This window comes from Nocardia sp. MDA0666, assembly GCF_003023875.1.
In the GTDB taxonomy this organism is placed as follows: Bacteria; Actinomycetota; Actinomycetes; order Mycobacteriales; family Mycobacteriaceae; genus Nocardia; species Nocardia aobensis.
In genome coordinates this window covers 294,988-320,272 of sequence record NZ_PYHT01000005.1, presented here as the reverse complement: position 1 = coordinate 320,272, position 25,285 = coordinate 294,988, and the positions used below count along the sequence as shown (strand labels likewise).

Annotated in this window: 26 protein-coding genes; 12 read left to right on the top strand and 14 right to left on the bottom strand. The window is 69.4% G+C overall.

All coding sequences use genetic code 11. The features are described 5' to 3' along the window. Positions 1-5: 5 nt before the first annotated feature. On the bottom strand, positions 6-371 hold the full coding sequence (locus C8258_RS11470; protein ID WP_036498834.1) for a DUF1707 domain-containing protein: 366 nt from the start codon (positions 369-371) through the stop codon (positions 6-8). Positions 372-488: 117 nt separating this feature from the next. On the opposite strand from C8258_RS11470, the gene C8258_RS11465 reads away from it, so the two are divergent. The 5 genes from C8258_RS11465 (at position 489) to C8258_RS11445 (ending at position 6,509) form a co-directional block, all read left to right on the top strand. After that, positions 489-1,223 (top strand): MerR family transcriptional regulator, encoded by a 735-nt coding sequence (locus tag C8258_RS11465; protein ID WP_036498832.1) that lies wholly within the window; start codon positions 489-491, stop codon positions 1,221-1,223. Positions 1,224-1,364: 141 nt separating this feature from the next. Further along, a complete protein-coding gene (locus C8258_RS11460) occupies positions 1,365-1,874 on the top strand; it encodes a hypothetical protein (protein ID WP_106955131.1) in 510 nt (169 codons plus the stop codon). A gap of 120 nt (positions 1,875-1,994) precedes the next feature. Further along, entirely contained in the window at positions 1,995-2,579 is a 585-nt protein-coding gene (locus tag C8258_RS11455; RefSeq protein WP_036498827.1) for a dihydrofolate reductase family protein, read from the top strand. Between the two features lie 64 nt (positions 2,580-2,643). After that, complete coding sequence (locus C8258_RS11450) at positions 2,644-4,017, top strand: AAA family ATPase (protein WP_106955130.1); 1,374 nt, start codon at positions 2,644-2,646, stop codon at positions 4,015-4,017. Continuing rightward, the gene (locus tag C8258_RS11445; RefSeq protein WP_106955129.1) at positions 4,014-6,509 is read left to right on the top strand and encodes an AAA family ATPase; all 2,496 of its coding nucleotides are present in this window, start codon (positions 4,014-4,016) and stop codon (positions 6,507-6,509) included. Before C8258_RS11450 ends, C8258_RS11445 begins: the two co-directional genes overlap by 4 nt. A gap of 12 nt (positions 6,510-6,521) precedes the next feature. On the opposite strand, the gene C8258_RS11440 is transcribed toward C8258_RS11445, so the two are convergent. Then, complete coding sequence (locus C8258_RS11440) at positions 6,522-7,595, bottom strand: aminotransferase class V-fold PLP-dependent enzyme (RefSeq protein ID WP_106955128.1); 1,074 nt, start codon at positions 7,593-7,595, stop codon at positions 6,522-6,524. A 117-nt stretch (positions 7,596-7,712) separates the two neighbouring features. After that, positions 7,713-8,612, bottom strand: coding sequence for an MBL fold metallo-hydrolase (locus tag C8258_RS11435; protein WP_233225016.1), 900 nt, complete (start codon positions 8,610-8,612; stop codon positions 7,713-7,715). Between the two features lie 156 nt (positions 8,613-8,768). Between C8258_RS11435 and C8258_RS11430 the strand changes: the two genes are divergently transcribed. Further along, positions 8,769-9,209 carry a MerR family transcriptional regulator gene (locus C8258_RS11430; RefSeq protein WP_106955126.1) on the top strand — a complete coding sequence of 147 codons (441 nt, stop codon included), beginning with the start codon at positions 8,769-8,771 and terminating at the stop codon, positions 9,207-9,209. Here the strand turns inward: C8258_RS11430 and C8258_RS11425 are convergent. The 3 genes from C8258_RS11425 to C8258_RS11415 all read right to left on the bottom strand — a co-directional run bounded on the left by C8258_RS11425 (position 9,203) and on the right by C8258_RS11415 (position 12,237). After that, on the bottom strand, positions 9,203-10,498 hold the full coding sequence (locus tag C8258_RS11425) for a sensor domain-containing diguanylate cyclase (RefSeq protein ID WP_106955125.1): 1,296 nt from the start codon (positions 10,496-10,498) through the stop codon (positions 9,203-9,205). The genes C8258_RS11430 and C8258_RS11425 overlap by 7 nt on opposite strands. A 31-nt stretch (positions 10,499-10,529) precedes the next feature. Continuing rightward, positions 10,530-11,333, bottom strand: a complete 804-nt coding sequence (locus tag C8258_RS11420; RefSeq protein ID WP_106955124.1) for an SAM-dependent methyltransferase — start codon at positions 11,331-11,333, stop codon at positions 10,530-10,532. Positions 11,334-11,451: 118 nt separating this feature from the next. Continuing rightward, positions 11,452-12,237: a maleylpyruvate isomerase N-terminal domain-containing protein gene (locus C8258_RS11415; protein ID WP_158271250.1), complete on the bottom strand. Its 786-nt coding sequence runs from the start codon at positions 12,235-12,237 to the stop codon at positions 11,452-11,454. A 413-nt stretch (positions 12,238-12,650) separates the two neighbouring features. On the opposite strand from C8258_RS11415, the gene C8258_RS33500 reads away from it, so the two are divergent. From C8258_RS33500 to C8258_RS11400, 3 genes are all read left to right on the top strand, one after another. Continuing rightward, the gene (locus tag C8258_RS33500; RefSeq protein ID WP_106955122.1) at positions 12,651-13,421 is read left to right on the top strand and encodes a DUF6319 family protein; all 771 of its coding nucleotides are present in this window, start codon (positions 12,651-12,653) and stop codon (positions 13,419-13,421) included. 112 nt (positions 13,422-13,533) lie between these two features. Next, positions 13,534-13,911, top strand: a complete 378-nt coding sequence (locus C8258_RS11405) for a MerR family transcriptional regulator (protein ID WP_106955121.1) — start codon at positions 13,534-13,536, stop codon at positions 13,909-13,911. 16 nt (positions 13,912-13,927) lie between these two features. Continuing rightward, a complete protein-coding gene (locus tag C8258_RS11400) occupies positions 13,928-14,824 on the top strand; it encodes a TIGR03619 family F420-dependent LLM class oxidoreductase (RefSeq protein WP_106955120.1) in 897 nt (298 codons plus the stop codon). A gap of 7 nt (positions 14,825-14,831) precedes the next feature. Here C8258_RS11400 and C8258_RS11395 read toward each other — a convergent pair whose 3' ends face one another. The 3 genes from C8258_RS11395 to C8258_RS11385 are packed head-to-tail and all read right to left on the bottom strand — an operon-like array spanning position 14,832 to position 17,517. Then, on the bottom strand, positions 14,832-16,373 hold the full coding sequence (locus C8258_RS11395) for a GGDEF domain-containing protein (RefSeq protein WP_106955119.1): 1,542 nt from the start codon (positions 16,371-16,373) through the stop codon (positions 14,832-14,834). Beyond that, positions 16,373-16,972, bottom strand: a complete 600-nt coding sequence (locus C8258_RS11390) for a hypothetical protein (RefSeq protein ID WP_233225015.1) — start codon at positions 16,970-16,972, stop codon at positions 16,373-16,375. The genes C8258_RS11395 and C8258_RS11390 overlap by 1 nt, the downstream gene beginning before the upstream one ends. Beyond that, positions 16,969-17,517, bottom strand: a complete 549-nt coding sequence (locus C8258_RS11385; protein WP_106955118.1) for a pyruvoyl-dependent arginine decarboxylase — start codon at positions 17,515-17,517, stop codon at positions 16,969-16,971. The genes C8258_RS11390 and C8258_RS11385 overlap by 4 nt, the downstream gene beginning before the upstream one ends. A gap of 200 nt (positions 17,518-17,717) precedes the next feature. On the opposite strand from C8258_RS11385, the gene C8258_RS11380 reads away from it, so the two are divergent. Next, complete coding sequence (locus C8258_RS11380; protein WP_233225014.1) at positions 17,718-19,439, top strand: sodium:solute symporter family protein; 1,722 nt, start codon at positions 17,718-17,720, stop codon at positions 19,437-19,439. Between the two features lie 12 nt (positions 19,440-19,451). Then, positions 19,452-19,715, top strand: a complete 264-nt coding sequence (locus C8258_RS11375; RefSeq protein WP_063012152.1) for a hypothetical protein — start codon at positions 19,452-19,454, stop codon at positions 19,713-19,715. Between the two features lie 10 nt (positions 19,716-19,725). On the opposite strand, the gene lhgO is transcribed toward C8258_RS11375, so the two are convergent. The 4 genes from lhgO to C8258_RS11355 form a co-directional block, all read right to left on the bottom strand. Continuing rightward, positions 19,726-20,928 (bottom strand): L-2-hydroxyglutarate oxidase, encoded by a 1,203-nt coding sequence (gene lhgO / locus C8258_RS11370; RefSeq protein ID WP_106955203.1) that lies wholly within the window; start codon positions 20,926-20,928, stop codon positions 19,726-19,728. 94 nt (positions 20,929-21,022) lie between these two features. Further along, entirely contained in the window at positions 21,023-21,685 is a 663-nt protein-coding gene (locus tag C8258_RS11365; protein WP_106955117.1) for a YcnI family protein, read from the bottom strand. Between the two features lie 135 nt (positions 21,686-21,820). Beyond that, positions 21,821-22,519: a hypothetical protein gene (locus tag C8258_RS11360; RefSeq protein WP_106955116.1), complete on the bottom strand. Its 699-nt coding sequence runs from the start codon at positions 22,517-22,519 to the stop codon at positions 21,821-21,823. A gap of 285 nt (positions 22,520-22,804) precedes the next feature. After that, entirely contained in the window at positions 22,805-24,160 is a 1,356-nt protein-coding gene (locus tag C8258_RS11355; protein WP_106955202.1) for a PepSY domain-containing protein, read from the bottom strand. Between the two features lie 210 nt (positions 24,161-24,370). Here C8258_RS11355 and C8258_RS32590 point away from each other — a divergent pair, with 210 nt between their 5' ends. Continuing rightward, complete coding sequence (locus C8258_RS32590; protein ID WP_158271249.1) at positions 24,371-24,529, top strand: hypothetical protein; 159 nt, start codon at positions 24,371-24,373, stop codon at positions 24,527-24,529. Positions 24,530-24,610: 81 nt separating this feature from the next. Here C8258_RS32590 and C8258_RS11350 read toward each other — a convergent pair whose 3' ends face one another. After that, on the bottom strand, positions 24,611-25,189 hold the full coding sequence (locus tag C8258_RS11350) for a hypothetical protein (protein ID WP_233225013.1): 579 nt from the start codon (positions 25,187-25,189) through the stop codon (positions 24,611-24,613). Positions 25,190-25,285 lie beyond the last annotated feature (96 nt).

The window sequence follows — 25,285 nt, the reverse complement described above, 5'->3', positions numbered from 1 at the left end:
CCGGCTCAGGCGACTCCGCGCACGCGCCAGAGCACGACGGCCACCGGCGCCGCGGCGATCAGCAACAGCCACAGCCAGTTTCCGGCCGCCCACGCCGACACCACGGCGAAGACCGTGATGGCACCGGCCAGAACGGCCAGGGAGGGGAGCGGATTGGCGGGCGCGGGTGCGGCGGGCGGATCGGGGGTGACGACGGGCAGATCGGTGAACAGTGCCGCCAGCTCGACGCGGGTATCTGCCCGGGTGGCCAGTGCGGTGCGCTCGTCGAATTCGGGCAGGGTCAATCTGCCGGCGCCCAGTTGCTGTGACAATTCCTGCAGTGCGCGCTCTCGCTCGGCGGCGCTGGGGCGCGCGTCCGCCATATCGTCCATGCACAGCAGAATAGGTCGGCTACGCCCGCGGATCGCAATCGAACCGCCAAAGATGGGAACCGGCATGCCGCCGCACGGTTTCGATCCGCGCATGTTTCGGTGTGGTTTCCTTGATGTATGACGACCCGGACCGAGTACACCATCGACGAGCTCGCGCGTGAGGCGGGGACCACCGTGCGCAGCCTGCGGGTGTACCACGAGCGCGGTGTGCTGCCGCCGCCGCAGGTCAAGGGTCGTACCGGTTTCTACAGCGCCGAACACCTCAACCGGGTGCGGACGATCAGCCGGTTGCTCGACCGCGGCATCAAGCTCAACGGCATCAAGGAACTGCTCAACGCCTGGGATCGCGGTGACGATCTCGGCGACATCCTCGGCGTCGCGGAACCCGATGTGTCGTCGGGCGCCGAATCGCCGGCCGGTGCGACGATCGCCGCGACCGATCTGGCGCAGCGGTTGCAGGAGGTACCCAACGGGCTGGCGCGGGTGGTCGCGCTCGGCCTCTACGAACCGGTCGACGCCAGCACCTACCGCGCTGCCGATCCGATGTTGCTGCAGGCCGCCGACCGGCTGTCCGCCGCGGGCGTGCCGGAGCCGGAGATCATCGCCGAGTTCGAGCGGCTGGCGACCGAATGCGACCGGATCGCGCGTCGCTTCGCGGACCTGTTCCAGCGCACGGTGTGGACCGGCTTTCAGGACTCCGCGGGCACACCCGCGGACGTGGCCGGGCTGGCCGCGGGCTCGGAGGTGATCCGGACCGTCCCGGCGCAGGCGGGCGCCGAACTGATCGGCCGTTTCGTGGCCCGGTATCTCGATCAGGACAGCGCGCTGAACGAAGCGCTCGCCGACTCCTGAGCGTTCGTCGCGACGATCTTTACCCCCAACGTTGGGAAGATTTCCCAATATAACGTGCCGTTGTCCAACGGTACATTATCGGCGTGGCCGATACTTCTGACCATCAGCGTCGGAAGTGCACGATTGAACGGAGACACACCGATGACCGCAGCCACCTTTGCCCGCACCACCCGAGCCCTGCTGCTGGCCGCGACCGTCGCGGGCGCCGCCGTCGTGGGCCTGTCCGCCGGTCCGGCCGCGGCGCAGGCGCCCGGTCCGTACTGTCTGTGGGCCGGCGCCGCCTTCGCCCCGGGGGCCCAGGTGCATGCCGGCGGCTGGGCATTCAGTTGCCGCAGTGACCTTTTCGGCGCCGCCCGGTGGAATGCGGACGGTCCGTCCCACCGCGCCGACACCGTGGCCAATCCGGGCGCGCTCGGTAACCCGGCCGGTCGCTTCAGTCCCGGCGCGCGCCAGCCGGGCACCTCCTACAACGACTACTGCGTGGGCGATCAGCTGATCGCGGGAACCGAGGATGTGTACGAGGCGGTTCCGGCCTCGGGCGGTATCTACTGGCGCGCCGCCGGGCCGATCTCCCAGTGGCGTTTCGAGGATGCGGGCCCGGCGCCGACCTGGCGGTCGTCGAGCCTGTGCCGCGACGGCGAACTGCTCTGATCCGCAACTAGGTATCGGGCGCGACCTACTTAAGTAGGTGCGCCCGAACATTACCGATGCGCGCCGCCCCCACCCGGGGGAACAATCATTCGTCGGCAGGTAACGGCAGATGGGTGAGCGATGGCAGGCGTGACACTGTGGATGCAGATGTCGCTCGACGGATACGCGGAGGGGCCCGACCAGGAAATTCACTGGCCGGTAGTGGACGAAGAGCTGTGTGAGTCCTTCCTGGACGAACTGCGGGCGGCGGAGGTTTTCGTCTACGGGCGCAAGACATTCGAGATCATGGCCGCGTTCTGGCCCTATGCCGATGCCGATCCGGCCATCTCGCCGTTCTACGTCGAATTCGCGCGCTGCTGGAAGCGCACCCCGAAACTGGTCTTCTCCCACACGCTGCGCGATCCGGGCTGGAACACCCGGGTGGTCGGTGCCGATCCGATCGCCGAGATCGGCGCGCTGCGGGCGGCCTCCACCGGACCCGTCGTGGTCTTCGGCGGCGCCCAGACCGCCTCGTACTTCCTCGAACACGATCTCGTCGACGAATACCGGCTGTTCGTGCATCCGCTGCTGCTCGGCGGGGGCGTGCCGTTGTTCCCGAAACCGCTGGACACGGCGGGACTGCAGCTGGTGGACATCATGACCTTCGACAGTGCGGTCGTGCAGATGCATTATCAGCAGGCCACGCCGGTCGCGCGAATGGGGTAGCCGCAGATCGCGGTATCGAATCCGGACACGCGACGGGGGCACGGTGGGCTAACTTGTTCCTACTATGTTCCAGCGATCGCGTATCGGTGTACTGCCCGCCACCAGCAGTGAGTTCGTGGGCAGGTCCGCGCAGCGAGAGCGGATAGCGGCGCTGATCGCCCGTGGCGCGCGCCTGATCACCCTGACGGGTCCCGGCGGCATCGGCAAGACCAGGCTGGCCATCGAAACGCTGCGCCGCGATGTCGAACTACCCACGCGCTGGCTGGCGCTGGCGGAACTGGACGCCGAGACGGCGATTGCCGAACTCCGCGATCTCGCGCCCCGGCCGGACGGGGCCCCGCACGTCCTGGTCCTCGACAGCTGCGATCGCCTCGTGACCGCCCTCGCGACCGAGCTCGCGGACCTGCTCGAAGCCGACCCCGCCCTGACCGTCGTCGCCACCAGTCGCGAGCCGATCGGCTGGATCGACGAACAACTCGTTCAGGTGCCATCGCTCGATCCCGCACAGGCATTGCGGCTGTTGCGCATTCGCATGGAGCTCACCGGCCGCACCGCCGGCGGTGCGGACGACGATATTCTCCGGCGGATCTGTGCCCATATGAGCCACAATCCGTTCGGCCTGCGGCTCGCCGCGATCAGATTGCGGCACAACCCGCCCACCACCGTCTTGCACGAGGTGAGCGGCGATGCCTACGACCGCCGTCTGCAGTGGTCCGACAGTGCCCGGGTGGGGGTTGAAGCGCGCCACCGCGATATCGGCGCCAACATCGCGTGGTCCACGAGTCGCTGTACACCGTCGGAATCTCTTCTGCTGCAACGCCTGTCGGTCTTTCCGGGCGGTTCCGCGGGCGGCGGAGCCGATCGGGAGGCGATCGTGGCGCTCTGCGCCGACGACGCGTTGCCGGCGGCGTCGATCGAAGCGGCACTGGATCGGCTGGTGGAACGTTCGCTGGTGATCGTGCGACTGACGGCCACCTCGGCGCGGTGGTATCTCACCGAATGTGTGCGCCTCGTCGCGCGCGCCGAACTGCATCGGCGTGATCCGGTCGAGGCCAATCGGCTCGCCGCCCGGCATCTGCAGCTGCGCCGGCTCGAGGTGCGCCGCGCCGAGGGGGCGGCGCTGCCGCAGCAGCCGTGTGTCGCCACGGCACAACCGCCGGTCGCCGCGGTGGCGGCGCCGCGGCCCGAGTCGGATCGCTGGGAGAGCCTGTCGCGGGCGGAACGCGAGGTGGCGGTGCTGGCGGCCGCGGGCTGGCCCAACAGTGCCATCGCCGTGCGCCGCCGTAGTTCGGTGCGCACGGTCGATGCGCAGGTCGCGATGGTCCGGCAGAAGTTGCAGATCACCTCTCGCGGGCAGATCGCCCGGCATCTGCCCGCCGAGGCCCGGGAGCGGATGCGATCCGAGGCCCGGGCCCGGCGCGAGACGGCCCGGTCGTGACCACACCGTGGATATCCCAATTCGTCGGCCGGACCGCGGAACTGCGTAGCATCGCCGAACTGCTCGACCCCGGTGGGCCCCGGTTGATCACTCTGCTCGGGCCGGGTGGGATCGGTAAGACGACGCTGGCCACCGAGGCGTTGCGCCGGTCCCAGCGGCCCGGTCGCGATCAGGTGCTGTGGGTGCGGCTGGCGCGGCTGGAAACCGGCGCCGGCGTCGAGGCGGTCGCCGAAGAGATCGTGCGAACCGTCGCACCGACCGATCCCACCGGCCGCAGCGCCGAGGACTGCCTGCTCGACGCCTTCGCCTCGCTCGGCCCCGCTCGCACCATCCTGGTTCTCGACAACTGTGAACATGTCCTGCATCCGGTGGCGCGGCTGATCGTCGAGTTGCTGAGTGTGAATCCGGACGTCACCGTCGTGGCCACCAGCCGGGAACCGATCGGCTGGACCGACGAGCGGTTGGTGCCGGTGCCGCCACTCACCAACGACCATGCGCTGGAACTGTTCCGACGGCGCGCGGAACTGACCGGCCGGCCGATCGGCGCGGAGCCCGCCACTCTGGAACTGGCCGCCCGGATCTGCCGGCACGTGGACAACAATCCGCTGTTCATCCGGCTCGCCGCGGCCCGGCTGCGCTACCGGCCGGTCGCCGAGGTGTTGCGCGATCTCACCGGCACCGACTCCGACGCGTGGATGCGCTGGTCTTCGGGCGTGCGGGCCGGCGGCGACGAGCGTCATCGCAACGTCGGCGACGTGATCGCCTGGTCCTACGGGCTGTGCACCGACGCCGAACGCCTGCTGCTGGACCGGATGTCGGTCTTCGCCGCCGGATTCGACCCCGGTGACGAGGAAACCCGCAGCGGCGGAATCGAATACAGCGCGGTGGCGCAGGTCTGCGCCGACGAGGCGTTGCCGGAGCCGGTCATCGCCGCCACGCTGGAGCGACTGGTGGAACGGTCGCTGGTGTCGACCCGCATGACGGCCACCTCGGTGCGCTATTTCCTGCCCGAGAGCGTGCGGGCGTTCGCCCGCGCCCGGCTGCAGGAGCGGCCGGACGGTTCGGCCGCACCGTCGGGCGTGCCTGCCCGCCATCGCCGCTACTTCCGTGACAAAGTCGTTGCCGGACAGGCGATGTGGTACGGCCCGGACGAGATGGAGTGGATCGACTGGGTCCGTGCGGCCTGGAACGACGTGCTGCTCGCGGTGGAGACCAGCCTCGCCGATCCGGGCGAGGCCGTGATCGGACTCGAGATCGCCACCGTGGTCATGGCGTTGCGGGTGCCGTTCCTCACCGGCACCAACCGCGCGGTCACCGGGCTCACGGAGCGCGCCCTCGCGGTGATCGGCGACGATCCGGCGTTGTCGTCGCTGCGGATCTCGGCCAAGGCTCTGATCGGCTGGATCGCGGTGTGGCAGGGCCGGTTCGACTACACCTCCCGGCTCCTCGACGAATGTGCCGCCGAATGTCTCACCGATCCGGTGCTGCGTGGGGAATGGCGCGAGCACACCGCCGACGACATCGGCCTGCCCGCCCAGGTCGAATTCACCTGGGGGCTGGAACTGTTCCTGGTTCGCCTGGACCTGCGTGCGATCGAGGTATTGTCGCGCGCCCGCCGGAAGTTCGCGGCCGTCGGCGATCGCGGCGGCACCCAGCGCAGTGATCTGTTCACCGTGCTCGCGGCCGCCAGCCTGGCGACCCCGGAGGTCGCCGGGCGGGTGGTGCGCCGCCATCTGCACGAAGCGGCGAAAACGGATGCGCCGTGGGCGGTGTCCTGGGCCGAGTTCGCGGAACTGGTCGCCACCATCCGCCACGGTGACCCCGCGGACGCCGTGCGCCGGGGCCGGGCGGCGGTGGCCGCGCATTTCGATCGCGGGGATACCTGGACCGCGGGCTGGATCATCCACTTCTGCACCGTCGCGCTGGCCACGATCCTGTCGCGGCGCATCGAATCCGGCGCGCGCCCGGGCGAACTCGCCGCCGCCGCGCGGGAGATCGCCTACCTGCAGGGTGGTACCGCCGCGTTGCATCGTTCGATGGGGATCGCCTCGGATCGGGTGCCGCTGGTGATGGAGGGATCGCTGGCCGCGCGGACAGCCGCCACCGCGGTGCTGGGCGCCCAGCGCTACGCCGCCGCGGTGCGTCGCGGTGGGCGGATGCGGCCGCAGGAGAACGAACTGCAGCGGTATTTCCTCGGACGGCTGGAGATCGTCGAGGACGGCGAGGACGGTCCGGACGACGCACGGTGGCAGGAACTTTCACCCGCCGAACGCGAGATCGCGATCCTGGTGGCCGCCGGGTGGACCAACAGTGCGGTCGCCGTGCGCCGCGGGACGTCGGTCCGCACGGTCGACGCCCAGGTCGCGACCATTCGCCGCAAACTCGCGGCCGCGGACCGCTCGGCGATCATCCATCGCATTCCGGGCGGATTGCGCGATCGGGTGCGTGCCGAATCACGGCAGCCACCGGGACGCCTGCGCCGAACCTTCTGAGCCGCCAGCCGATCAACTTCGACTGTCGCCCAAGGCTTTCAGAGCGCGGTCGACATCGTCGGAGTCGTTGTGGACGTGGAATGACACCCGCAGCGCACCCGCTCGCGCCGTGGTCACCACCGCGGCCTCGGCGAGGGCGTCCGCGGCGGCCGCGGCGCCCGGAATCGACACGATCGGCGCTCGTCCGGGAACGGGTGCGAAGCCGAGGTCGTCCAGTCCGGCGCGGAAGCGGTCGGCCAGTGCCAGATCGTGGGCCTGGATCGCCGGAACGGTCAACTCCTCCAGCAGTTCCGCTCCGGCCAGCGCACCCACCACACCGAGCCAATCGGGCGTGGCGTCGAAGCGCCGCGCGGTGTCGGCAAGCCGTTGCGGCGCATACATTTCCGCCCAGCGGTCGGCGGCCGCGTACCAGCCCGGCGCATGCGGGCGCACCCGGTCGGCGATCTCCGGCCGGATCGCCAGCAGCCCGACACTGCGGGCGCCGAGCAGCCACTTGAAACTCGCGCACACCCAGATGTCGGCATCGGCGAATCGCAGCGGCAACCAGCCCGCGGCCTGCGAGACGTCGAACAGCAGCAGCGCGTCGTGCGCCGTGGTGGCCGCGCGCAACCGCGCCGCGTCGACCGTCCGGCCGTCGGCGGACTGGACGAGACTGCACGCCACCAGCGCGGTGTCGGGCCGTACCTCCTCGGCGAGTCGCTCCAGTTCCACCGTGCGCACCCGCAGATCCCCGCGGTAGCGGAACGGATTGGGTACGGACGCGAAATCGCCTGCGGCGACCAGTACTTCGGAGCCGGGAGCCAGTGCCGCCGCGGCCGGTCCGATGAGGGCGGCGGCCGAATTGCCGATCGCCACATCGGCTGCCGTCGCGCCGTCGAGGAGGCGGGCGTAGGCGGCGCGCAACCGATCCACCCGATCGTCGTAGCGCGAGGGTGCGCGATGCCCGCTGGCCCACTCGTCGAGGACCGCACGCACCGCGGTGAACGCGCGGGCCGGCGGGATGCCGTACGAGGCGGTGTCGAGATAGGTGGTGTCGACCGCGAATTCGTGGCCGGCCAGAGCGGGAACATACGCCGAGGAGGTCATGAGGCCATCGTCGCGAGCGAGTGGCCCGCCGGTCCATAGCCAGCCGGGGCTCGCTGGACCGCTCGAAGATGCCGAATCTCTCGCGGCCGGACGCGGCGGAGGCCGCTCGCCGCGACGTCAGCTGTCGTTCGCCGCGCCCACCTCCTCGGGCCGCAACCGCTGGGCGGCCGCGTGGTCGTGGGTCGGCACCACCGTCACCGTCGTGCGCGCCAGGTGCAGCCGGTGCAGGGTGCGGAAGGTCAGATCGCGATCGTCATCGGCGAAACCGCCTGGGTAACTTGCCTTCTGGCGGACCTTGTCGATCTGCAGATGATGCCAGGCGGCGTCGCCGGCGAGCAGCACCCAGCCGCGCCGGGTATGGGCGAGCACGCCGACACTTCCGGGGGTGTGCCCGGCCAGATCCACCAGCACCACGGTCCCGTCACCGAACAGATCGTGGCTCGCGGTGAACGTCAGCACCGGCGGTCCGTCGAGGTCGTATTCGACGACCGGCCGCTCCCGCAGCGCATCGCGGACGCCGCCGACCGGCGCGACCGCACCGGTCGTGATCCACTGCTGCTCGACGCGATGCATGTGGACGGGGAGTCCGGGCAGATCCAGCAGACCGCACACATGGTCCCAATGCGCGTGCGTGGGCAGGGCGAAATCCAGCGGCCGCGGATCGTGCTCACGCAGCGAGTCGACGGTCGCCACGGTGGCGGCCGGCGGCCGCACCGCGACTCGCAGGACCGCCGGGAGCTGCGAGATCGCGCGTCGTTCGGCATCCAGGCAGACTCCGGGATCGACCACGAACCGGGCCTGCGGATGTTCGACGACGAAGGCGGTCAGCGCGTTGTCGATCCGGCGCGGGGTGAACGTTCCCTCCACGACCGCCGCCGTCGGCACCGACCGCGGTGCCTGCGGCAGCGCGCGCACCGAGACGGTGCCCTGCGGCTCGGGCAGCCCGGCGTCGGAGATCGAGGCCAGCAAGCGCCGGTCGAGCCGCCGGGGCAGCATCAGCCCGCGTACGGAACCCACTGCGACAGTGCAGCATTCGAGCACGCTCGGTGTCTTCACCTGATCCGGCATGTCATCCGTCCCTTCTATGGGTGGTCGCGGACGACGGGATCGCCGCCACGTGTCGTGGCACGATAAAACTTAAGGTCGACATGAAGTAAAGGGGTGAGGCCGGCGATGAACGAGGGACTGAAGATCGGCGACGCCGCTGTGGCGGTCGGAGTCGAGGCGCATGTGTTGCGCCACTGGGAATCGGTCGGACTGCTGCACCCGGCGCGTAGCCCCTCCGGGCATCGTGCCTACGACGAGCAGACGCTCGACCGGGCACGGCTGATCCGCACCCTGCAGCGCACCGGGTTGTCGCTGCGCCGGATCCGGGAACTCGGCCTCTCCGGGCGCGACGAGCGGCTGGCCCTGATCGCCGACGAGCGGGCCCAGTTGCGCCGCCGCATCGACTTGTTCGAGGCCACCGATCGCTTCCTCGCCCACATCCTCGACTGCCGGCATCCGATCCTCGCCGAATGCCCCGACTGCTCCGGTTTCCTCGCCGCGTACGGCGATGAGCGAGAGCGGCAGGAACTCGCGGATCGATCCCCCTCGACGCTCTCCGCTCACTGAGGCAGGCGCGACCGGCTGCCGGGGCGCTGTCGCGCACTCTTGTTGCGGTACATCGCGGTGTCGACCGCGTGCATGAGATCGTCGACCGCCTCGGGTTGACGGGTGACCAGCGCGGTTCCGATCGACGCGCCTACCGTGATCGACCCGCCGGCCACCTCCACCGGTTCGCCGAGCGCCGCCAGCAGCCGGGCCGACATGTCGACCAGTCGCGCCTCACCCGTGCACTGCTCGATCAGCACGATGAACTCGTCGCCGCCGATCCGGGCGGCCAGACCGTCGGGCTCGGCGGCCGCTCCCAGCCGCTCGGCGACCGTACGCAGCACGCGATCACCGATGGTGTGGCCGTAATCGTCGTTGATCTCCTTGAACCCGTCCAGGTCGAGATAGCACAGGCCGATGGGTGGCTCGGCCCGCGTGAGCCGGTCGAAGAACAGCAGCCGGTTGGCGAGCCCGGTCAGGTCGTCGTGATGGGCCTCGTACCAGAGCCGGTCGGCCAGCGCCTTGCGTTCGGTGATGTCGACGGCCACCCCGATGAGGAATCGCACGCTGCCGCGCGCGTCCCGCACCACCGACATGGACAGGTCGATATCGGAGTGATGGCCGTCGGGCCGGGTGAGCGAGGTCTCCATCCGGAACCGGTCCAGGCCGCCGGTCAGCAACTGCTGGAACTGGGTGTAGGCCTCACTGATGTTGTCCTCGCCGAGCACCGCCGCCACCGACCGGCCGATGATCAGGTCGATCGGCACACCCAGCATCTCGGCGAAGGCGGCGTTCACGTCGCGGACCCTGCCGGTCTCGGCGTCGATGGTGCCGATTCCCACCGAGGCGCCGGCGAAGATGGCGCCGAACCGGGCCTCCGACAGCTGTCGCCGCGCCTGTTCCTCCCGGACCGCGGCCAGGGCGGCGCTCAGCGTGGTCTCCTGCTCGGCCAGGGCGGCGCCGCGCAGTGCCGCGGTGAATCCGGCGGCGAACTCTCCGGCCACGGTGACGGCGCGGTCGCGCACGGTCTCGTAGCCGGGGTCGGCGGGGTCCGGGCAGATTTCGGCGACCATATCGCGGCAGATCACCGCGACCGAGCGGCTCACCGCGGCATCGTCGCGATAATTCGCGGCGACCAGCGACGAGGCGGCCAGCCGGGCCGCGTCGAGGCCGACGGTGCCGCGCAGCGCGCCCAGCAGCTCCTCACACAGGCCGGTGAGCAGGGCCTCGATCTCGGTTCGCGTCAGCGTCGGCGCGACCACTCCGTCGAGTGCGTCGGCCCACCGCGCCGCCAACTCCTGCGAACCCACCCTGCAACCCCTGCCTATCCCGTGGACCCCGTCACACCTTGTGCCCCACGCCGCCCAGACCGAGCGAGCGTCCCGGCGTTTCGTGCAGGTCACGCTCGGATTCCGGGCGCCACAGCGGTAGTTCGACGATGCCCGGTTCGACCGGTTCCCAGCCGGTGAACATATCGACGATGGATGCGCGGTCGCGAAAACGGATCCCGACGCCGCTGGTCGATTCCTCGTGAATCCGGGCGGCCGCCTCCGGCCGGTGTGCTGAGGACAGATGGGAGATCGCGATATAGCTGCCCGGCGCCACGGCTGCCCGCAACGCGGCGACCTGCTCGCGCGGACGTTCCTCGTCCTGCAGCAGATGCAGCACGGCGACCAGCAGCAGACCGACGGGTCGATCGAAGTCGATCAGGCCGGTCTCACGGGCGCGGGTGAGCAGTTCCTCCGGCTTACGCAGATCCGCCTCGATGGCGCCCGCGTGGTCGTTGCCGTGCAGGATGGTGGCCGCATGGGTGACCGCGACGGGGTCGATGTCGACGTAGAGAACCCGGATCGAGGGATCGATGTCCTGCGCGACCTCGTGCACGTTCCCGGCAGTGGGAATACCCGATCCGACGTCGAGGAACTGCCGGATTCCGGAGTCGATCATGAATCGGACCGCTCGGCGCAGGAAAGCACGGTTGCTCAGTGCCAGCCGCGGCAGATCCGGCACCAGCTTGCGCCCCTCCGCCGCGGCCCACCGGTCCACTTCGAAGTTGTGGGAACCGCCCAGCAGCGCGTCGTACATCCGGGCCGGGCTGGGCCGCTGCATATCCACGCCCTCGGGCGCCCACGCTGGCCTGTCCACTCGAATCCCCTCTTGCCGATCGAGAATCGGCCCGCCTGACCGCAGGGCCCGGGGCCGATCTTGTCGAAGCCCAACTGTACGCCCACGCCGGGCCTGTCGGCGGACACACATCGGCCGCTCAGACCAGATTGATCGAGTCGAGGACGCGGGCGCCGAGCTCGGCATCGCCGGTGATCGCGACGGCGCCCGCCCGCCACGGCAGCCGCCGGGTGCCCCACTGCGGAAACTCCAGCGCCAGGGCGGCGATATGGGCGGCGGCGCCGGCGGCCCGGCCGGGCCGCACCCGCAGCCGCCCGCCGCGCGGCTCGATCCGCCAGGTACCGCCGCCGGGGCCGGTGAAAGTCAGTGCCACCGGGGCGTCGAGCCAGCTCAGCGCCTCGCGGTGGGAACGTTCGAGCAATACGGTGAGCCAGGTCAGGATGGCGTTCATGCGCAGCGCGTCGGTGGGCGGTGGCGGAAGGTCGAGCGCGGGTGCGATGTCGTGGCGCAGATGCGTGTGCCAGTCGAAGAGGAGCATCGCCGGAATCAGATCCAGCCGATACCAGCCCAGTTCGCCGATCGGGAGCTGGATGCGCCGTATCCCCGCCGCGGTGAACAGGGTCAGCGCCCGCACGCCGCGCCGCGACCAGGTGTCGAACTCCGGGAGCACGTGACGCGTTGTGTGGGAGCGCTTTTCGTCCACCAGCTGTTCGTTGAGGCGCTCCAGATCGCGGGTGGCGACGATGGCGGCGGCACTCGGGGTGAGCAGGGCACGCACTCCGGTCGTCATGTGGATGACGACCTCGGCCACCGACCATCCGGCGGCCGCACTGGGCTCGGCCCACTGCTCCTCGGTCAACTCCCCGCAGAATTCGATCACCGCCCGGCGCTCTTCGCTCAGGCCGGGCAGATATCGCGAACTCATCGGCAGACCTCGACGACCACCGAACTCCTCATGAACAGCGCACGCTACCGGTTCGTGGTCACCGGGAGCCAGAGCGCGCACCGATTTCGGCCCCTGACCGGCGTGGAGACACAGCGGCGAAGGTGTCGCCCGCGGCGGGACGGCAACGCTCGCCGCATGCCGGAGAAGGGGCCGGGCCCGGTGGTTCGCCGAAACATTGCGGCGGACTCCTTCCCGTGTCGGAGGGCGGACCTCGAGGATCCGCCATGTCACGTGTGCACCCGGACGGGTTCGCCGTTCCTGACGCGGCCGGTTCGCTGGGCTGTTGCCGACGTGTCGGCCGGGGCCCGGGTGCCACGCGCGATGTGGACTTGTCGGTGCCATGGGGCATGCTCTTGGCACGCCGATGTCTACGAGCCCGCCCGGAGTACACCATGTCGTCCCCACGAACCAAACCGCAACCGTTGTCCGACACCGAGATTCGACAGATAGCGGCCGAGCTCGCCGACGGCCGGCCACCCATGGTGTGGTTCACTCCGGCGGCAGTGGGAGTATCCGAGGGGCGTTCGGGCAAGGTGATCGCACTCGGTGACCCCGCCGACGGAGACTTCCTGCAGGTCCGGCCGACCGGTTCGAAGGACGTCATGTCGTTCTCGCCGACCGAGGTGACACTGGCCAAGCCCGCCCGCAAGGACAAGCGCACCACCACATCCGAGACCACCGGCGCCACGCCGCCGGCAACGAGGAAGGACACCGCTGTGAGCATGTCGTCGTCCGTGACCACGCCGCCCGCGCCGCCCACTCCGGCAGCGGTGCCCGCCGCGGCGTCGAAAACGCCCGCGCCGCAACCTGCTTCGGATCCGAAACCGGCCGCCAAACCCGCCGCCACGCCCGCCCGCACTCCGCGTGAGAAGCCCGCCGCGGCCGCCCGCAAATCCAAGGCGCCCGAGGTGACGGTCACCTTGGCCGGCACCGCCGACGGTGAATGGACCGTCGATGTGGTGCACGGCAAGAAGCGCACCATCAAGGGGCTGTCGGTACCGGGCGCGTCGGTGGCGCAGGCCGCGAAGCTGCTGCACCCCGAGGTCGCCGAGGTCGTGGATTCCGTCCTGGACGCCGTTCGAGATTCGCAGCGTGCCAAGGTGGAACAACTGCAGGCCGAACTCGAACAGGCCCGCCGCCTCCTCGACGAGCTGTCCGGCTAGCCGGGCCGCTCGCCACCTCGCCCTCCGCACAGGCGCGAATACGCGCCCGCGGCCTTGCGTTGACACCGATGACAACGTTTAGCGTTGCGGCCGCAGTGGCGAGAGGGAATTCATGCTGATCGGAGAACTGGCCGAGCGTGCGGGGACGAGCACCCGGATGCTGCGGTACTACGAGCAGCAGGGTCTGGTCCGGTCCCGGCGGTCGGCGAACGGCTACCGCGTCTACGACGAACACGAGGTGGACGTCGTACGCAAGATCCGGGATCTGCTGGAGCTGGGATTCGATCTGGCCGATACGCAGCCGTTCGTCACCTGTCTGCGCGGCGGCAACGAGTCGGGTGACGAATGCCCGGAGTCGGTCGAGTCACTGCGTCGCAAATTGGCCGAGATCGACGATGCGATCGCCCGACTCGGCGCCGCACGCCGGCATCTCACGGACCGGATCGACGCTGTCACCGGGCCGCCGCCGAAGTGCGCGTTCACCTGCTAACTCGGAGGTTTTCCGGATGCGTTTCGCGGTCAGCTACAGCACGGCGTTCAACGGCACCGATCCCGATCGGCTCGTCGCCTTTGCCCGGCATGCCGAAAACTGTGGATTCGAAGGGCTCTACGTCCAGGATCACATCGCGCTCTATCCCGGGGCGGACTACGGCGCGGGCGAATTGCCGCCCAGCCTGCCGTATTTCGATCCGCTCGACTGCCTGAGCTTCGTCGCGGCGGCCACCCAGCGGATTCTGCTCGGCACGGGAGTGTTGTTACTGCCCTATCGCCATCCGGTCGTGCTGGCCAAGCGGCTGGCGACGATCGATGTGCTGTCTCGCGGGCGGATGCGGCTGCTCACCGTCGGCCTCGGCAGCCTGCCGGGGGAGGCCCGGGCGCTCGGGGTCGACTACCGCACCCGCGGCCGCCGCACCGACGAGGCGATCGACGTGCTGCGGCTGCTGTGGTCGGGTGGTGCGGAGGGGGTCAGCCACCGGGGCGAATTCTTCGCTTTCGACGATCTGTGCAGCTACCCCAAACCGCTTGGGGGGAGCGAACTTCCGATCCACGTCGGGGGTTCCAGCGCGGCGGCCGCGCGGCGTGCCGGGCGGCGCGGCAACGGCTATTTCGCCGGTGGCATGCTGACCGAAACCGAACGCGACCGGCAGTTCGCGCTGGCCCGCGAAGCCGCCGTCGAGGCGGGCCGCGATCCCGCGGCTCTCGAGTACACGCGATGGGGGTCGGCCGATATCTCCGCCGACCGTGCCGGACAACTCGGCGAACACGGTGTGCATCGCCTCGTCGTCGGATTCGCCGGAGCCGAACCCGCACAGCAACACGATCAGATGTCGGAATTCGCCGAACGTTTCGCGCTCGCACCCGAGGGCGCGGGCAGCGGTACCGACCAGCTGCCCGCGGTGTGACCGCCGCTCATACCGCCGGTTCGTGCCGGCGCACCCGCCGCCGGCTTTCGGCTGGGGGCAGGTGGCGCAGGTCGTCGTGGAATGCGCAGCCGAGCGAATAGTCCTTGGCGTGGTACATGGCCGAATCCGCTTCGCGCAGTAGGTCGTAGATGGTGGCGTCGGTGCTGCGCGGCCCGCTGCAGGCGATGCCGATGCTCGCGCCGATGGTCACCTCGGTCACCGACAGTTCGAAGGGTTTGCCGAAGGCGGCCAGCAGTTTCTCCGCGAGGACGGCCGCCTCGGCGCGGTTGGCGCCGGCCAGCACCACGAATTCGTCGCCGCCGTAGCGGGCCGCGACGTCGTCGCGGTGGATGACGCGGCGGATACGGGCGGCGGCATTGGCGATGAGTTCGTCGCCGACCGCGTGACCGTAGCTGTCGTTGATGGTCTTGAAGCCGTCCAGATCGAGGAACAGCAGGCAGATCGGGCGGCCGGTCCACAGTTCGCGATTGCGGGCCGGTGCGCGCAGCAACGCGGACCGGTTGAGCAGGCCGGTGAGCATATCGTGGTCGGCCTGGTACTGGGCCCGGCGTTCGCTGCGCGCACTGCGCACGATCGCCCGCTCGCTGCGCACCAGCACACCCACCAGCAGCGTGGCGAGCAGGGCGGACACCACCACCCGGTCCACTGTGCCGACCCGCGCGCCGACCGTCGGTACCAGTGAGGCGACCACCAGCGTCACCGCGATCACGCTGGCGCGCTGGCGGGACCGATGCGGATGCACCCGCCGGGCGCCGCCGAGGGTGACCATGGTCGGATGCAGCGCCGCCAGCCCCACCATCGCGTAGGCGACGAGCAGCGGCGTCAACAGCATGCGTGCGTCGAGATGCACCGATCCGGCGGATTGCAGGTTGTAGCCGAGGTCGGCCACCAGGATCGCCAGTAGGCCGACGTGCACCAGCCGCAACGAGGTCTCCGAGCGCGACGACGTGACCACGGAGTGGGTGACCAGCGTCAGCAGGAGGGCGTCGATCACCGGATAGATCGGCATGATCAGCCCCGAGGCGTCCCAGTGCCGGGTGTTGTGCAGGACGGGGGAGATGAGAAAGGTCCATGAGGCGAGCAGGGCGCCGAGCGCGATCAAACCCGAATCCAGCACCAGATCGCGTTGACAGCTGGAGCGCCGCGGCCACAACCAGAGGAAGGCGGCGACGCCGACACCGCCGTAGCCGGCCAGCGTCGCCAGATCGTCGTAGGGCGGGAAACCGCTGCCGGTGAAATCGCGCAGCAGCGTACCGGCGGCGAACAGTACGCCGGAGAGGGCGAGCAGATACCAGGCCGCCGGTGCGGGCGGCCGATGCCGCCGCACTCCCGTCCCGATCATGGTCAGCGTCGCCACGACGACGCCCAGGACCGCCGTCAGCGACAGAGCCGGTGATTCGGCGGTCGCCAGGACCACGACGATCAGGACGACGGCGGCCGATAGTGCTGTGCGCCAGAGCTTTTCCAGCGGCCAGGTGCGTAGCGGCCGGATGCGGGTGGTGTGGTGGTGCTGTGTGCCGGATGTCATCAGCCCCCCTCGTCCGCGTCGTCGTCGATGAACCGAGCCGCGTAGTAGGTTTGTGAATCCTCGATCGCGACTTCCACGTTCGCCTGTTCACCGATCACACTGCGCAGTGCGTCGGCGAACGAGAATTGAGAATTGTTGTACGAGCAGATGTCCCAGCCGACGACCCCGCCATCTGCCGCCAGGATCTGGACAACTGTACTGATCATGGCATGAAAAGCCACCCCGTGTCGCGCAGTTGGGGTAACAAGGGTGAAACCTGCATAGTAAATCGCATTGCGCTCGGCGTGTTGCGGAAACCGTGTCGCAAAGTACTCCGGACTGATCCACGGCACGGTGTCCAGATGCCGGGTCAGGGTGGTGAGTCCGATCGGTTCGCCGGCCGGCGTGCGGGCCACGATCTTGTCGACCCGGGTGTCGGTCATCTCCGCGCGGAATTCGTTGCGATGCAGCACCTGCCGGGCGACCGCCTGCGCTCGCAGCGGTCCGAAGGCCTGCTCGTAGAGGTCGTGGAAGAGTTCGATCTCGGCGTCCGCGATCGTCGCCTCGAGGGTGATCTCGACGCCCGGCCACAACACTCCGGGGCCGAGCGCATCGTTCACGGACGATCCCAGCCGCTGGCCCGGTACGCGGCCAGCACCAGCGCACACGTGTCGCGGCCGTCGGCGCGCGCCACGACGGTGGCGGTGTGGATCGGGCCGAAGCGTCCCGGCCGCGCGGCGGTCATATCGGCGAGGCTGGCGTTGATGAGATCGTCGACCTGCTCGGTCGTTTCGGCGGCGTGTTCGACGAACAGGCCCGCGCCGGAACCGTCCGCACACAGGGTCCAGCCGATCCCGGCGGCCGCCGTGGCGCCCCGCGCCCGCGCGTGCCCGAGGGCGTAGACGCAGTAGAGACGGTCGCCCCAGCCGATCCGCTGGCGCACCCGCGCGGTGCGCCGCAGCTGTGCCCGCGGTGGGATCACCGACGACAATCGGATCAGATTCGCTTCTCCCACACCGAGTTCGCACAGGGCGGCGTCGAAGGCGGCCACCTCGGTAGCGCCCGTTCCCGTCGCCGTGCCGATCTCGATCGTCAGCGTCGCGGATCCTTCGCGATCGCGATCACGGCGGCCGAGGGGGTCGAGTGAAGTATGAGTTGTGAGCATCGTGTTCGATCCTTCCCGGGCTCACCAGTGTTGCATTTTGCAGGGCGACGTTTCTCTAAATTCCTTCTTCGAAGAGTGGCAGATCGACCCGGCGCGCGCCGCGCGGGACGCGGACTGGCCCCGGAGATGTACTGGGGCGCGCTACGATCCGGGCACATCGCGACCCGGTCGACCGCTGGTCTTTCCGACAGGAGATCCGTATGCAGCCTCTAGCTCAGCTACCGCACCGGTTCGACTCAGCGGCGGCGGTGCTGGGTGCGGATCAGCTCCGGCTCGATGCCGCGCCCGTCGATTACGCCTTGGTCGCCGTGTATTTCGTGTTCGTACTCGGTATCGGACTGATGGCCCGCGCACGGGTCTCCTCGAGTATCGATTTCTTCCTGTCGGGTCGGTCGCTGCCCGCCTGGGTCACCGGCCTGGCCTTCATCTCCGCGAACCTCGGTGCGGTCGAGATCATGGGCATGTCGGCCAACGGCGCCGAATACGGCATGCCGACCATGCACTACTTCTGGATCGGCGCGGTGCCGGCCATGCTGTTCCTCGGCGTGGTGATGATGCCGTTCTACTACGGCTCCAAGGTCCGCAGCGTCCCGGAGTTCATGCGGCGCCGCTTCGGCACCGGCGCGCATCTGGTGAACGCGATCAGTTTCGCGCTCGCCCAGGTGCTGATCGCCGGGGTCAATCTCTACCTGCTGGGTTCGATCGTCAACGTGCTGCTGGGCTGGCCGCTCTGGGTGTCGGTGATCGTCGCGGCGTTGATCGTGTTGTCCTACATCACCCTCGGCGGTCTGTCGGCGGCGATCTACAACGAGGTGCTGCAGTTCTTCGTCATCGTCGCGGCGCTGCTGCCGCTCACCCTGGTCGGCCTGCATCGCATCGGCGGTGTGAGCGGTCTGAAGGACCAGGTGACCGCCCGGCCCGACGGCTCCGAACAGTGGCATTCCTGGCCGGGCCACGAGCTGAGCGGTTTCTCGAACAACGTTCTGTCGGTGACGGGCATCGTGCTCGGTCTCGGCTTCGTGCTGTCGTTCGGTTACTGGACAACGAATTTCGTCGAGGTGCAGCGCGCGCTGGCGACGCATTCGATCTCGGCCGCGCGGCGCACCCCGATCATCGGCGCCTACCCCAAGATGTTCATCCCGTTCATCGTCGTCATCCCCGGTATGGTCGCCGCACTGCTGATCCCACAGATCGCCGAGTTGAAGAACACCGGGCAGGGCGACGCGACCTACAATCAGGCGCTGCTCTACCTGATGAAAGAGGTTCTGCCGAACGGACTTCTGGGCGTCGGCCTAGCGGGTCTGCTGGCGGCGTTCATGGCCGGGATGGCGGCCAACATCTCCGCGTTCAACACCGTCTTCAGCTACGACCTCTGGCAGCAGTACGCGGTCAAGGACAAGCCCGACGGCTACTACCTCACCGTCGGCCGCCTCGCCACGATCGGCGCCACGGCCATCGCGATCGGTACCGCGTTCATCGCGGGCAGCTTCTCGAACATGATGGACTACCTGCAGACGCTGTTCTCGTTCTTCAACGCGCCGTTGTTCGCGACCTTCATCCTCGGCATGTTCTGGAAGCGGATGACCCCGACCGCCGGTTGGGTCGGCCTGGTGTGCGGAACCCTCAGCGCGGTGGTGATTTTCATTCTGAACAAGGCCGAGGTGTTCCATCTGTCCGGCCAGGGGTCGAGTTTCGTCGCCGCCGGTGTGGCCTTCGTGGTCGATATGGCGCTCAGTATCGCGGTGAGTATGTGGACCACGCCCAAACCCGACGCCGAACTGGTCGGGCTGGTGTATTCGGAGACGCCGAAGGACCAGCTCACCGATCCCGATGCCGCGACGCTGCCGTGGTATCAGCGACCGGTGCTGCTCGCCGGGATCGCCCTGGTCATCGTGATCGCGCTGAACATCTTCGTCGGATGAGGAAGTGACGCCATGCTTTTCGATATTCGCACCATCGTCGGTGCCCTGCTCGGGTGCTACGGCCTGATTCTCGTCGTCACCTCGCTCGTCCACGACACCGCCGCCGAGCGGGTGCGCACGGGTGGGTGGAATATCAACCTCTGGGCCGGGATCGGGATGCTCGTCGCGGCGGCGGCCTTCCTGCTGTGGGTGGTGCTACGCCCGGTCCGCGAACTCACCGAATCCGAACCGGAGCAGTCCGAGACCGAGACGCCCGGCGGCCCGGCGGAACCTTAGCGGCCCAACGCTATCGGTCGTCTTGCTCGAGTACGTCGACCACATACTCGGCGATGGCCATACTCGAGGTGGCCGCGGGGGAGGGCGCGTTGCGGACTGCGGTGATCGGGCCGAGGCGGTGGATGCGGAAATCGTCGACGAGCTCCCCGCCGGCGTCGACGGCCTGCGCCCGCACCCCCGAACCGGCCCGGAACACATCGCGCACGCCGATATCCGGGACATACCGCCTCGCCGCCCGCATATACGCGCGCGCCGACAGTGAGCCGTAGATTTCCCGCACCCCGGTACGCCAGTGCCGGCGCGCCATCCGCCAGGACCCGGGCCAGGCCGCGAGGTCACGCAGGTCTCGCGCCGAGACCGCGGACCGTCGGTATCCCTCGCGGGCGAGGGCGAGCACCGCGTTCGGCCCCACCTCCACCTCCCCGTTCACCCGGCGGGTGAAATGCACGCCGAGAAAGGGGTACCGCGGATCGGGCACCGGGTAGATCAGTCCGCGCACCAGATCCTTCTTCTCCGGCCGGACCAGCATGTACTCGCCCCGGAACGGAATGATTCTGGGCCCCGGCTCGTCTCCGGCCAGCCCGGCCACGGCATCGCTGTGCAGGCCCGCGCATACGACGAGCCGATCCACCACGATGTCCGCGGCGTCCGTACCGAGGTGGATGCCGTCCGGGGCGCGCGTGACGGCGGTGACCGGAACGGACAACCGGATCTGCCCGCCCGCGGCCGTGATGTCGTCGGCGAAGGCGGCGGCGATCCGGGGAAAGTCGGTGATGGCGGTATGCGGCGAATGCAGCGCGGCCAGGCCCGTCGCATGCGGTTCGATCTCCCGGAGCTCATCGGCATCGATACGCCGCAGTCCCGGTACGCGATTGCTGCCCGCCCGTTCGGCCAGCGCGTCCATCCGCACCACGTCGTCCGGGGTGACCGCGACGACCAGTTTGCCGACCTCGTCGTAGGGCAGCCGCTTCTCGGCGCAGTAGTCGCGCAGCAGGTGCCGTCCGCGGGCGCACAGGGTGGCCTTCAGCGACCCGGGCTCGTAATAGATTCCGGCATGGACGACTCCGGAGTTGTGGCCGGTCTGGTGGGCCGCGACCCGATCCTCCTTGTCCACGACGACGACTCGGGTGCCGGGCCGCCGGCGGGTGATTTCCCGGCCGATCGCCAGTCCGATGATGCCGGCGCCGATGATGCCGACGGTCTGCTCCGGCACGCTCACTCCCACTCTCGCCCGTGATCAGCCATTGCGGTCGTCGTCAATGTACGGGCGGTCTCCGTCGATCACGCTCCCGGGTGCCGAGCGGCGGCTATGGCCGGGACCGGTTCCGCGTGAACATCGTGGCGGCCGCGAGCACACCCAGGGCGCCGAGCACGATGCCGATACTGCCCAGCCATCGCGCCGTGGTGTCGGTCTCGTGTTCCTCGGCCGCGGCGGCGGCGTGGATGTCGCCGTGGTTCTGCGCCCCGCCCTCGTGCGCCGGCGCCAATGCCAGTGTCGGCGCGGGGAATTCGGGTTCGGTGTCCCCCGAGGCGGGTTGGTCCCACTTCACGACCCGTCCGTCGGCGTAGGTCTGGGCGGCGGGCAGCGTGACGGTGTCGGCGTCCGGCAGTCCGTCGGCCAGCACCGAGAACTGTTCGAATTGCCCGGCCCCGATGCCGCCGCCCGGATCCGCCATCCACGTGACGGCGACGACCCGGTGGTTGTCGTCGCGGGTGACCTTCGTCTTCCAGCCCGGCACGGGTTCGGTTTCGGCTTCCGGGAGGGCCGGAAGCTGCACGCTCAGTTGTGTGGTGGCGCTACCGGTGGCCGATTCGTTGGGCACCCGGAAGGTCAGCACCGCCGAGCCGCCGCGGGCCGCGTCGGGACCGGAGACCGTGACATGGGCGGAGGCCGGGGCGGCGGCGAGGACGGTGGCCGCCGCGGTGGCGATACCGGCGAACGCGGCGCGGCGGAACCAGGATTCGTTCATAACGCGGTGACTCCTTCGCGAAGGGAAAACGGAGACAACCTGTGCTGATCGTGTGCACGATATCCCGGAACGGCCGTGCCGGCGCCGATCCCGGCGGATTGCGCTGGGCGCCTCCGCCGGGTGGCCTCACCTACCTCACTTCGCGGGGAACGGGGAGTTCACCGTGGTGAAGTACTGCGCCGCGGCCAGGACCGCGACCGGGGCGGTGACCAGCAACTGACCCGCGAGAGTGCCCAGCGCGCCGATGGCCACGATGCCGCCGAGGCAGCCCACCACCGCGGCCGGAACGAACGGGCCGAACATGCCGACGATGGTGGCCGCCGCGATGGTCGCGCCCGCGATTCCGCCCAGGACACAGCCGATTCCGGCGCCCCCGATGCCGCCGACCAGGGTGCCGATCGAGGCGCCGGCGCCGAGGGTGCTGGTCATCCGGCTCCACGCGGCCTGCTCCCGGTCGTACGGGGTCTTCCACGGCGCGCTGTCCTCGAACGGCATCGCGACCGGCTGGTACGCCGCGTGCGCGAGGTCGAACTTCGGGGTCAGGGTCGCGGTGCGGTCGTGGATCTGCGCCTCGATCGGGAAGACGAAATCGTCGACCCGGAAGGACAGCTGCGTTCCGGCCAGCACGGTGCCGTCGGCCGCCTTGACGGTGAATACGCCGTCGTCGGCCGACAGCGATCCGGCGTCGGTGGAGATGACGGTGCCGGTCGGCGTGGTGGTCGCCTGGAAGCCGACGGCACCGGCGTCGGCGGGGTCGGCGCCCGCGGTGGCCGTGCTCAGGCCCAGGGCGGCGGCGACGAGGGCGGCGGTGGCGGCGATGTTCTTGATTCCCATGGTGATGAATCCCTTTGCGGTATCAGGTAAACGAAAGTTGCTGTAGGTATGCCGAGGGCGCCGAATGCGGGCATGAAGCAGCCCCGGACGACCGAAAACGGTGTGTCCGACGGATGACGGCGCAATCGGTGATGCCGGCCGATCGCTGTGTCGGCGGCTGTCCCGGCCCGGCCGAGCGCGCGTTCACCGCACGGGCGACTCGGCGTCGCTCGTGCGAGTGGGAAAGATGTTCCGGCGCAGCCGGATTACGTCGGCAGGTGTCGGGACCGAATGCGATTCAGGACTTCAGGCGACTACTTCCCGGCGTCGTCCGGCGATCAGGCCGAGGACGATATCGACGATCAGGAAGGCGAGCAGACTCACGCCGAGCACCGGTGCGAACCATCCGATTCCCACGGTGACCGCGACCAGCGGGATGCTGATCCACAGCGGCGCCCGTCGCAGTACTCCGCGTGCCGGTGCCCGTCCGAAGGTGAACGGGCTGTTCTCGCGGGTCGGACGCCGCCGCCACCACATCAGATAGCCGCGTCCGATCACGGTGATCAGCGCGATCATCGTGGCCAGCAGCAACAGCTGATTGGCGAGGCCGAACAGCATGCCCATATGCAGCGCGATGCCCCAGTTGGCGAGTTCGGCCATCAGCGGCCAGTCCGCGTACCGCAGGATGTCGGTGACATCGCCGGTCCTACCGTCCACCGCGATCGCGTCCTGGGTGTAGACCCCGGACAGGCGGCGTTCCTTGACGGTGAAGGCGGTGGTGTCCTTCGCCGGGATCGTGATCTCGACCGGACCGTCGATACCGTGCCCGCGGGCCACCGCGAGGACCTTGTCCACCCGAGCGGCGCGGTCGGCGGGAACTGGCATCGACATGCCGTGTCCGCCGGTGTGTTCGGCATGTTCACCGCCGGCCGGCATCGCCGGCATCGGCGCACCCGGCAGTGCCGTGTCGACGACCGGAGTGGTCCAGTCCAACTGCTGCCGCAGCGACGTGATGTGCTGCCCCGCATACTGCGACCAGGTCATACCGGTCGCCGAGAGGAACAGCAGCGGCAGCACGATCCACATCCCGACCGCGGCATGCCAGGTGACGCTACGCGGGCGACCGGCCTTCGACCGATCCGGCCACAGCAGCCGCCGCGCGGAACCGCGCGAGCGGCGCAGCCACATCACCACACCGGCGAGCGCGATGATCCACATCCACGACGCGGCCATCTCGCTGTAGAGCCGGCCGGCATCGCCGAGATGCAGATTCCGGTGCAGAACATCGATCCAGGTGCGCAGGGGCAGTGCACCCGTGCTGCCGTAGACGACGCTGTCGCCCACGGAGGTCGCGGTCACCGGATCGACGAAGACCGCGCGCCGCTCGGATTCCCCGAGGCTCGGATCGGTGAAGATCACGCGCGTGGTGTCGCCCGCGTGCTGTGCCGGGTCGACCGCGACCAGCGCCAGCGTCGGTTCGGCGGCCACACCGGCCGCGATCTGCTCCGACAGCGGCCGCGCCGGGCCGGTCGAATCGACGTGCAGCAGATCGCGATTCACGATCGACTCGATGCTGGGCGCGACCGCGTACAGTGCCCCGGTCACCGCCGCGATCAGGATGAACGGCGCGACGAAGACGCCGGCGTAGAAGTGCAGCCGCATGGCCAGCGCCTGCACCGCTCGTCCGGTGCCGGACCGAGACGGTCGCGACTGTTCGGCCGCGTCCGTGGGCGACTGGTCGGCCGAACCGGGTGGTGACTGCTGCGCCGCGACGGGCGGCGACTTGTCCGGCTGCGGCGGTTCGGTGCCGGCAGCCGGAATATCGGTGATGCTCACTGGTAGTGCTCCTGTTTCGAGGGCACCCACATCGTTGTGCGCGAGAATCGCGTCGCCGTGGCTCGGATCGCCTCGATCGTCACCGACGCGGAGTTCGGTGCGGAGTCGTTGCGCGGCCGGACGGTGCGGCCGAGGACACCGCACGGCGGCGTGCCGTGCGGTGCGACCGAATCCGGCCGAGAGGTGGCCTCGTAGTACCGCCGCAACGGGACTGTGGCGGTACTACGAAACGCACTGTCGGCGAGGATGATTCGCGAATGTGGGTGTTGAGATGTCTCAGCAGTACACAGGGAGCGGCGGACCTCGGGTCCGGAAGGTTTCGGTGGGGAAGATCCGCAGGATCACCCGGTCGCGGTGAACGCTGCGGGGAAGAATCGATTCGTCGATCGCCGGGAGGCTCACCGGGACCGGCAGGACGCGCGCGACCGCGGTACCGATCCGGTAGGCGGCCTCGGCGCCGAGAATGACGACGGCGGCGCAGACCGCGCCGACCAGGTGGGCGCCCAGCATGGCCGGCGTCCACAGCGGCATATCGTGCATCTGCGCCATATCGGCCGACATCACCAGATGGCCGATCAGCTGTCCGCCCCACAGCGCCGCGACCAGTCCGACGGCGGTGGTCCGCAGCGGTGCCAGCCCCGCGACGAGCGCGCCGACCGCCGTGGAGGCGGCCACCAGCAGCATCAGAGTGCTGGACTGCACCGGCATCCCGCCCGCCGCCCAACCGTGCGCGGCGATCGACAGGGCTCCCGACACGGATCCGGCCGACGCGCCCCGCAACCGCGCCACCGCGGCCCGACGCGTACGCGTCGACACCTGGGCGCGGGCCGATACCCGGCCGGACGGGGAAAACACGAGCTGAATGATAGCCGACCGCTTCGAAGCCAACTCACAGATACGTCGAACTCATTCCGCGTGGAAGCGCCGCGGAAACGCCATCGGCCCGGGAGT

Excerpts from the sequence above, each read along its gene's own strand:
- C8258_RS11440 (WP_106955128.1), bottom strand. The coding sequence starts at position 7,595 with ATGACCTCCTCGGCGTATGTTCCCGCTCTGGCCGGCCACGAATTCGCG.
- C8258_RS11365 (WP_106955117.1), bottom strand. The coding sequence starts at position 21,685 with ATGAACGAATCCTGGTTCCGCCGCGCCGCGTTCGCCGGTATCGCCACC.
- C8258_RS11405 (WP_106955121.1), top strand. The coding sequence starts at position 13,534 with ATGCTGATCGGAGAACTGGCCGAGCGTGCGGGGACGAGCACCCGGATG.
- C8258_RS11375 (WP_063012152.1), top strand. The coding sequence starts at position 19,452 with ATGCTTTTCGATATTCGCACCATCGTCGGTGCCCTGCTCGGGTGCTAC.
- C8258_RS11455 (WP_036498827.1), top strand. The coding sequence starts at position 1,995 with ATGGCAGGCGTGACACTGTGGATGCAGATGTCGCTCGACGGATACGCG.
- C8258_RS33500 (WP_106955122.1), top strand. The coding sequence starts at position 12,651 with ATGTCGTCCCCACGAACCAAACCGCAACCGTTGTCCGACACCGAGATT.
- C8258_RS11465 (WP_036498832.1), top strand. The coding sequence starts at position 489 with ATGACGACCCGGACCGAGTACACCATCGACGAGCTCGCGCGTGAGGCG.
- C8258_RS11415 (WP_158271250.1), bottom strand. The coding sequence starts at position 12,237 with ATGAGTTCGCGATATCTGCCCGGCCTGAGCGAAGAGCGCCGGGCGGTG.
- C8258_RS11460 (WP_106955131.1), top strand. The coding sequence starts at position 1,365 with ATGACCGCAGCCACCTTTGCCCGCACCACCCGAGCCCTGCTGCTGGCC.
- C8258_RS11450 (WP_106955130.1), top strand. The coding sequence starts at position 2,644 with ATGTTCCAGCGATCGCGTATCGGTGTACTGCCCGCCACCAGCAGTGAG.
- C8258_RS11360 (WP_106955116.1), bottom strand. The coding sequence starts at position 22,519 with ATGGGAATCAAGAACATCGCCGCCACCGCCGCCCTCGTCGCCGCCGCC.
- C8258_RS11470 (WP_036498834.1), bottom strand. The coding sequence starts at position 371 with ATGGACGATATGGCGGACGCGCGCCCCAGCGCCGCCGAGCGAGAGCGC.
- C8258_RS11380 (WP_233225014.1), top strand. The coding sequence starts at position 17,718 with ATGCAGCCTCTAGCTCAGCTACCGCACCGGTTCGACTCAGCGGCGGCG.
- C8258_RS11400 (WP_106955120.1), top strand. The coding sequence starts at position 13,928 with ATGCGTTTCGCGGTCAGCTACAGCACGGCGTTCAACGGCACCGATCCC.
- C8258_RS11430 (WP_106955126.1), top strand. The coding sequence starts at position 8,769 with ATGAACGAGGGACTGAAGATCGGCGACGCCGCTGTGGCGGTCGGAGTC.
- C8258_RS11355 (WP_106955202.1), bottom strand. The coding sequence starts at position 24,160 with ATGCGGCTGCACTTCTACGCCGGCGTCTTCGTCGCGCCGTTCATCCTG.
- C8258_RS11385 (WP_106955118.1), bottom strand. The coding sequence starts at position 17,517 with ATGCTCACAACTCATACTTCACTCGACCCCCTCGGCCGCCGTGATCGC.
- C8258_RS11395 (WP_106955119.1), bottom strand. The coding sequence starts at position 16,373 with ATGACATCCGGCACACAGCACCACCACACCACCCGCATCCGGCCGCTA.